This window comes from Photorhabdus sp. P32 (assembly GCF_038085095.1).
Classification (GTDB): domain Bacteria; phylum Pseudomonadota; class Gammaproteobacteria; order Enterobacterales; family Enterobacteriaceae; genus Photorhabdus; species Photorhabdus luminescens.
In genome coordinates, this window is record NZ_JAZGJN010000241.1 from 24,904 (window position 1) to 32,883 (window position 7,980).

11 protein-coding genes are annotated in these 7,980 nt (G+C 35.2%); 1 reads left to right on the forward strand and 10 read right to left on the reverse strand.

What is annotated here, in order from left to right:
* Position 1: 1 nt before the first annotated feature.
* Complete coding sequence (gene kefG / locus V2H77_RS08090; RefSeq protein ID WP_341498395.1) at positions 2-553, reverse strand: glutathione-regulated potassium-efflux system ancillary protein KefG; 552 nt, start codon at positions 551-553, stop codon at positions 2-4.
* A gap of 122 nt (positions 554-675) precedes the next feature.
* Here kefG and V2H77_RS08095 point away from each other — a divergent pair, with 122 nt between their 5' ends.
* Positions 676-2,601, forward strand: a complete 1,926-nt coding sequence (locus tag V2H77_RS08095; protein WP_341498396.1) for an ABC transporter ATP-binding protein — start codon at positions 676-678, stop codon at positions 2,599-2,601.
* Positions 2,602-2,801: 200 nt separating this feature from the next.
* Here V2H77_RS08095 and V2H77_RS08100 read toward each other — a convergent pair whose 3' ends face one another.
* The 9 genes from V2H77_RS08100 to V2H77_RS08140 all read right to left on the reverse strand — a co-directional run bounded on the left by V2H77_RS08100 (position 2,802) and on the right by V2H77_RS08140 (position 7,838).
* On the reverse strand, positions 2,802-3,692 hold the full coding sequence (locus V2H77_RS08100; RefSeq protein ID WP_341498397.1) for a LysR family transcriptional regulator: 891 nt from the start codon (positions 3,690-3,692) through the stop codon (positions 2,802-2,804).
* A 398-nt stretch (positions 3,693-4,090) separates the two neighbouring features.
* On the reverse strand, positions 4,091-4,486 hold the full coding sequence (locus V2H77_RS08105) for a DUF1240 domain-containing protein (RefSeq protein WP_341498398.1): 396 nt from the start codon (positions 4,484-4,486) through the stop codon (positions 4,091-4,093).
* Positions 4,487-4,523: 37 nt separating this feature from the next.
* Positions 4,524-4,919, reverse strand: a complete 396-nt coding sequence (locus V2H77_RS08110) for a DUF1240 domain-containing protein (RefSeq protein ID WP_341498399.1) — start codon at positions 4,917-4,919, stop codon at positions 4,524-4,526.
* A gap of 22 nt (positions 4,920-4,941) precedes the next feature.
* On the reverse strand, positions 4,942-5,361 hold the full coding sequence (locus V2H77_RS08115) for a DUF1240 domain-containing protein (RefSeq protein WP_341498400.1): 420 nt from the start codon (positions 5,359-5,361) through the stop codon (positions 4,942-4,944).
* A 1-nt stretch (position 5,362) separates the two neighbouring features.
* Positions 5,363-5,779, reverse strand: coding sequence for a DUF1240 domain-containing protein (locus V2H77_RS08120; protein ID WP_341498401.1), 417 nt, complete (start codon positions 5,777-5,779; stop codon positions 5,363-5,365).
* 1 nt (position 5,780) lies between these two features.
* Entirely contained in the window at positions 5,781-6,197 is a 417-nt protein-coding gene (locus tag V2H77_RS08125; RefSeq protein WP_341498402.1) for a DUF1240 domain-containing protein, read from the reverse strand.
* A 1-nt stretch (position 6,198) separates the two neighbouring features.
* Complete coding sequence (locus tag V2H77_RS08130) at positions 6,199-6,615, reverse strand: DUF1240 domain-containing protein (protein WP_341498403.1); 417 nt, start codon at positions 6,613-6,615, stop codon at positions 6,199-6,201.
* A 1-nt stretch (position 6,616) separates the two neighbouring features.
* Entirely contained in the window at positions 6,617-7,018 is a 402-nt protein-coding gene (locus tag V2H77_RS08135; RefSeq protein ID WP_088373464.1) for a DUF1240 domain-containing protein, read from the reverse strand.
* On the reverse strand, positions 7,008-7,838 hold the full coding sequence (locus V2H77_RS08140; protein WP_341498404.1) for a hypothetical protein: 831 nt from the start codon (positions 7,836-7,838) through the stop codon (positions 7,008-7,010). Before V2H77_RS08140 ends, V2H77_RS08135 begins: the two co-directional genes overlap by 11 nt.
* Positions 7,839-7,980: the final 142 nt, after the last annotated feature.

Consider the following 7,980-nt stretch of genomic DNA (forward strand, 5'->3'; position numbering starts at 1 on the left):
CTTATAGCCCTCCTAATGACAATGGCGATTTGAGCCATTCACGATAAGCATTAGCATGGATGGCAAGAAGTTCAGGTTTTTGACGGCGTGCCCAATAAATAATGATCGGTGATAACCAATGCATACGGCACATAGCGGCGGTGAGTTCAAAAGGACGAAGGATCTCTTCCATTGGATAGAGATTATACCCATCAGCCCGGAAAGCGCCCTCTGGTTCTCCAGTGGTAATCACCGAACGCCAATATTTTCCCTGTAATGCCAACCCAGTAATACCGCTGGCGAATTCCCTCGTCAACACACGGTCCATCCACTCCTTTAATAAAGCGGGACAACTGTAGGTATACAGTGGGTGCTGAAAGACAATCACCTGATGTTCTCGAAGCAGTTGTTGCTCATAATGAACATCAATAAAAAAATCTGGATAAGCTCCATATAAGTCATGAATCGTAACATGCTCTAAACCCTGCACAGGTTGTAACAAAACACGATTTGCTACTGAATCCTGTGGCTCAGGATGGGCATACAGCAGCAGGACTTTAGGCGGCTGCAACATCGTTCCCTCCTCAAGAACGTGTCAGGACACGTATTTTCCGTTAACATGCATACAAAGTTACAAAATTAAGACGCTTATTATCTGTTACTGCTAATTTAACATATTTTATACAAACGATACTTATGATTGTTTTCTCTTCATTACAAATTCGTCGCGGAACCCGTGTCTTGCTGGATAATGCCAGCGCCACTATTAATCCCGGACAGAAAGTGGGTCTGGTAGGGAAAAACGGCTGTGGTAAATCTACTCTACTTGCATTATTAAAAAACGAGCTTCAGGCTGAAGCAGGAACATTCACTTTTCCCAGTAACTGGGCACTCTCTTGGGTGAATCAAGAAACGCCTGCCTTGGAAATACCTGCTCTGGAGTATGTTATTGATGGTGATCGTGAATTCCGCCAACTGGAGCAACGGTTACAAATAGCCAATGAAAAAAATGACGGTAACCTGATCGCTCACCTGCACAGTCAACTAGACACAGTTCAAGCCTGGACCATCCGTTCAAGAGCATCAAGTCTGCTACACGGCTTAGGTTTCTCTCAAGAGCAACTCGATCAACCTGTACGTGCATTTTCCGGTGGATGGCGCATGCGCCTCAATCTAGCTCAAGCACTACTCTGCCGTTCTGATTTGCTGTTGCTTGACGAACCGACTAACCACCTTGATCTGGATGCGGTTATCTGGTTGGAAAAATGGCTGAAAAGCTACCCTGGAACATTAATCCTTATCTCCCATGATCGGGATTTTCTCGACCCGATTGCTGATAAGATCCTCCATATAGAACAACAATCGCTGTTTGAGTACAGCGGCAACTACTCATCTTTTGAACGCCAACGCGTAACCAAACTGGCGCAACAACAGGCTCTTTATAAAAGCCAGCAAGAGAAAGTCGCCCATCTGCAAAGTTATATTGACCGCTTCCGGGCCAAGGCCAGCAAAGCCAAACAGGCTCAGAGCCGTATCAAGATGTTAGAGCGGATGGAGCTGATCGCCCCTGCCCACGTTGATAACCCATTTCATTTCAGTTTCCGTAAACCGGAGAATCTGCCAAACCCCCTCCTGAAAATGGAAAAGGTCAGCGCAGGCTATGGCGAACGAACTGTTTTAAATTCCATCAAACTGAATCTGGTTCCCGGCTCCCGCATTGGTCTGCTTGGTCGTAATGGCGCGGGTAAATCTACGTTGATTAAATTGTTGGCTGGTGAACTGCAATCTCAGAGTGGAGAAGTCGAATTAGCTAGAGGGATCAAACTGGGGTATTTCGCTCAACACCAACTGGAATATTTGCGTGCGGATGAATCGCCATTACAGCATCTAGTCCGTATTGCGCCACAGGAAACAGAGCAGCAACTTAGGGATTATCTGGGTGGCTTTGGTTTCAAAGGCGATCAAGTGACTGACCCGAGTGGGCGCTTTTCCGGAGGAGAAAAAGCACGTTTAGTTTTGGCTCTGATGGTCTGGCAACGTCCTAACCTTTTGTTACTTGACGAACCAACGAACCATCTCGACCTGGATATGCGTCAAGCACTGACAGAAGCGTTGATCGACTTTGACGGTGCATTGGTTGTGGTTTCCCACGATCGGCATCTATTACGTTCAACAACAGATGAGTTGTATCTGGTTCATGATGGCCGGGTAGAATCATTCAATGGCGATTTAGAAGATTATCAACAATGGCTGACAGATCAACAACGTCAACAAAATCAGCAAATACGTGAAAACAACGATAAGGAAAAAGAGACATCTAGCCAAAGCGCTCAGGAAAGAAAAGATCAAAAACGGCGTCAAGCTGACTTCCGTAACCAAACGCAACCACTGCGCAAACAGCTTGCTGATCTGGAAAAACAGATGGAGAAACTGGGTAACGAGCTGGTCGCACTAGAAAATCAACTTTCAGACAGCGCTATCTATGATAACAGTCGTAAAACTGAATTGACTGAATACCTGCAAAAACAAAATCAGACCAAATCAAAACTGGAAGAAATTGAATTAGCATGGATGGAAATTCAGGAGCAACTTGAAAAAATGACGCAAGCGTTTGAAGGATAAATGATTTCATAAATTATCATTCAATAAGAGAATAAAGCGGAGAAAATAATCCGCTTTATTTTCAATAATATCCATACAGCTTCATTACTGAAAAAACCAATTCCACACTATGAAAAAATAAGGTCAGATAAAATAGTCTCTTTCTCTTTGAAATGAATAAGAGGCAATTTCACCATATAAATAACCCCTATTTTCTTCATTCACATACTATCAATAAATGAAGAGAATAATTCTGCTTCACTTATCAATCCATACTCAATAGCTGGGCTGCATAAAATGCCAAAATCAACCTCCATATCGGTTTTCAACACTTCTAATAAATCCAGATATTGTGATGGAATTGAACGGATAATTTTTTCCGGAATTAAAGAAAAACCATTACGTTTAATTATCAGTTCAATCATTACCATAATATCATTCGTTTTTAACATTAAATTCATATTATTATCATAAATAGAAAATGCGTTAATGCCATCAGTAAAATCAATGGGTATATCGTCCTCATCCATGCCAATAAGTTGATACAACGATGCCATTTCAGCGCTTAATTCTGTCAAACTCCGCAGCCAATCACTGCCTTTTTTAAAAAGATAAACGAGTTTTTCAGTAAAAATCTTTCTAGGCATAAGTGATGAAGTTAATGGCAGCGGAACAATGGCGATATGTAATAAACCAGAGTTTAATAGATTCATTTGCTGCTCGAATGTCAGGCCAGTAATGAGGACAAACACGACTTTTTCCTTCCTGCCTAGAATCATTCGCTCTTCCATTTTTCCAGAATCATAAATAGGAAAACAAGAGCTGACATAAAGGTAATGTGGCGAATCATCTTGCAAATCATGAGTAACCTGAATCTGAAACTGCTTAAAATGACCCAGTAATTTCTGAGCATTCTCAAAAGTTTTTTGTCCAAAATCAGTTAATCTGGTGCCACCTCGTCCTCTGGAAAACAAAAGCGCACCGAATTCCTCTTCCAGTGCATTAATTTTCTTAGTCAGCGCAGGTTGTGAGATATGTAGTATTTGCGAAGCCTTGTGGTAATTAAGTGTTTCGGCTAATACGATAAAAGCTTTGATATTACGTATATCCATATCTCCACCATTTCAGGTTTATCTTTCATACGTTACTATTTCAATAACAACCAAACAATCTATACTTAACTTAAATTAGTTAAACAGAGATTAAACAACAATTATAAGATGATCAATTAATTTATTATAAAAATGTTGATATAATTTATTTTTACCACAATTCCTTTTCGCTCTCTAAGATAAATGATTAAATAATTCATTTAAATTAAATGCGTTAAAAGATAATAAATTTTCCGATTTTTAGGTGTTTTCCCTACAGTAACTCCTATGCATTCTGCTGCATGTATTTTCTACTATATAGGATAGAGGAATATAGCTATTAATCTTAATTTTTAAATCAAAATGAGGACGACTATACTAGATTGATTTTTCTCCTTCATCTGCTAATAAGACCAATATTAATCACATAATTTAATATCTTTTACATAGGTATTTGGCGACATCCAGGATATTCTTGGACATACTAAATAGTTTTCACTTTTTAACTTATAGTGCACATACAAAGATGTAGGAAAACTTAAAAAAAATGAAATAATAGTTATCGTCCCAAAACAGTTAACAAAACCATCATGATGCTTTGGAGAACGACCAGTTATACTGACAAAAATAACTGCAACCATATAATATAAAACCAAAGGAGAAGAAAAAAATATTATAACAACACCACCTGAGAATGTTATTTGTTCATCCATTTCAATTAAAGAAATTATATTTCCCCCTGTCAAAAAGAAAGTGAATAAAGCTAAAAGAAAAATAGCAATAGCAGCGATGATATGTATAACCTTTTTTCCCATAACGCCCCCAATCATAAAGAAATTAAATAAAAAGATATCAGTTACATAGCTTAATATCTTTTACATAGGTATTCGGCGACATCCAGGATATTCTTGGACATACCAAATAGTTATCACTTTTTAATTTATAATTCACATATAAAGATATGGGAAAGCTTAAGAAAAGTGCAACAATAGCTATCGAAAAAAAATATTTAACAAAATTATCATGATGCTTTGGATAATGACCAGTCACAGTAACAGAAATAATAAAAAATGTAGTATAAGAAATCAAAGGAAAAGAAAAAAATATTATAAAAACACTACCTGAGAATGTTATCTCCTCATCCATTTCAACTAAAGAAACCAGATTATCTCCTGTTAAAAAGAGCCCTAATAACGCTAAAAGAAAAATAGCAATAGCGCCTATGATATGTATAATCTTTTTTCCCATAATATCCCCAGTTATAAAGAAATTATAAATCACATAGTTTAATATCTTTCACATAAGTATTTGGCGACATCCAGGATATTCTTGGACACACCAAATAGCCATCACTTTTTAACTTATAATTCACATACAAAGATGTAGGAAAACTTAGAAAAATAGAAGCAATAGCTATCGAACAAAAATATTTATTAAAAATATCGTAACTCTTTGGATAACGACCAGTTATATTAATAAAGATAACCAAAATAATATAATATGAAATTAAAGGAAAAGAAAAAAAGAAAATAGAAACACCACCTGAAAATGTTATTTTCTCATCCATTAAAATTAACGAGAATAAATCTTCACTTACTATAAACATACAAAATAACATTAAAGCCAATGAAAAAATTGCGCAAATAATACGTATTATTTTTATTTTATTATCTACAAACATATCACTCATATCAATCACATAACTTAACATCTTTTACATAGGTATTAGGAGACTTCCAGGATATTCTTGGACATACCAAATAGCCATCACTTTTTAACTTATAATTCACATAGAAAGACGTAGGAAAACTTAAAACAATTGATAAAATAGCTATCGAACAAAAATATTTATTAAAGCTATCATGATGTTTTGGATAACGACCAGTTATATTAACAAAAATAACAAAAACCATATAATATAAAACCAAAGGAAAAGAAAAAAATGTCATAAACACACTACTTGAGAATGTTATCTTTTCATCCATTAAAACCAACGAGAGCAAATACTCACTTACTATAAACATAGAAAATGACATTAAAACCAATATAAAAATTGCACAAATAATACGTACTATTTTTCTTTTATTATCCACAAACATATCACTCATATCAATCACACAGTTTAATATCTTTTACATATTTATTCGGTGACATCCAAGATATCTTTTGGCATATCAAGTAATTCTCACTCCTCAGTTTATAATTCACATAAAAAGATATAGGAAAACTCAAAAAAAACGCAACAATAGCTATCACACCAAGATATTTAACATAAGTATCATGATACCTTGGGATACGCGCTGTTAAATTTAAATAAATAGAGCAAATCAAGAAATAAAAAACCAATGGGAAGAAAAAAAACGCAATTATTATCCCATTGGAAAAAGAGATTACCTCAACCATTGTAATCAATGAAAGTAGACTATCAACAGAAGCAAACATACCCAAAGATACCAGAGACAATACAAAAATCGCCAAAATAATATGAATTATTTTTCTTTTCTTATCCACGACTATATTTAGCATATCAATCGCATAACTTAATATCTTTCACATAAGTATTCGGCGACATCCAAGATATTCTTGGACATACCAAATAGCCATCACTTTTCAGTTTATAGTCCACATAAAAAGAGACAGGAAAACTCAAAAAAACTGAAACAATAGCTATCACACATAAATATTTCACATAGGCGTCATGATTCTTTGGATAACGCTTTGCTAAAGAAAGATAAACAGCCGAAACCACAAAATAAAAAATAAAAGGAAATGAAAAAAAAAACATCACAACACCACCTGAAAATGTTATTTTTTCATCCATTAAAATCAACGAAAGCAAATATTTACTTACTATAAACATAGAAAACGACATTAAAGCCAATATGAAAATTGCGCAAATAATGTGTATTATTTTTCTTTTACTATCTACAAATATATGACTCATATCAATCACATAACTTAATATCTTTCACATAAGTATTCGGCGACATCCAAGATATCCTTGGACATACTAAATAGCCATCACTTTTTAACTTATAATTCACATACAAAGATGTAGGAAAACTTAAAAAAAATGAAATAATGGCTATCGACCCAAAATATTTATTAAAACTATCATTATGCTTAGGATAATGACCAGTTATACTGACAAAAATAATAAAGAATAAAGAATAAAAAATCAAAGGAGAAAAAAAGAATATAATAATAACACTACTTGAAAATGTTATTTTCTCATCCATTTTAACTAAAGAGATTAAATTTTCTCCTGTCAAAAAGAAACCAAATGACGTCAAAATAAAAATAGCAAGAGCAGCGATGATATGTATAATCTTTTTTTTATTTCCCATACTGCCCCCAATTATGAAGAAATTGATTGAAATTAGATTCTGGAGTTCGTGGTTTTCTTTCCATTTCTCTCTTGATTAAATTAATGACCGTTTCACTAATCTTAAATTTTTTATCGATATTATCAAGTGCATACGTCATTAAAACACCGATACCAAGCACAACACCAGACACAACAATTACGCTAGCACCAGAAACAGATATAGCTAACATCAAAGACCCAATAACCCAAGAAACAAAAGCTATTATTACTGTCTTAGCCAAATCTACCGCAATATTACCTAAAAAATCAGCCAAAGTGTATTCATCCTTAAACATAAGCTCAACCGTTCGATAAGCCGCAGAAAAGAATATACTGAATTTCATTCCCTTAACTATGCCACTATTCAGTCCTTGCTGCCCAATCCCCATAGATATCACCTTCATGTTAGAAGCTTTATATCTTGAAGCAGTGATGATTTTCCTAACTCCCGCATAACCTGATATTTTGATATATCTATTCCCGTCTTTACCAACATACTCTGTCGCCTTAATCCCTAATTTCTTAAATTCTCCTATAACATTAACAAGATCAAAAGAATCATGTATGTTACCCGCATATGGCGATATCGGATCGGTAATTTCAAATATTTTCTTTATAAATGGACTTTTGGGTTTTGGCGAATCAATATCTTCCAGAACATCTTTCGCTTCATCTAACGAGAGTAGCGCAATATAGGTTGTATTCTCCCTTAGCTGCTTTTCGAGACCAATAGCATCAAAGAATTCATGCTGAGGTTTTAATTGGTTAGTCCCAACATGACCTCTCAGGAAATCCCCCATATAGCCCTCCCAAGAGGGGTTGTACTTTCTAGATGTCATTGTGAAGCCCTTTCCATATTCTTAAAATCATCACATTAGTGTTTAACCGCCGGAGTTTCCAATTTGAGTGAAAGAACCCGGCCATCTGAAATCTTCATGTCGA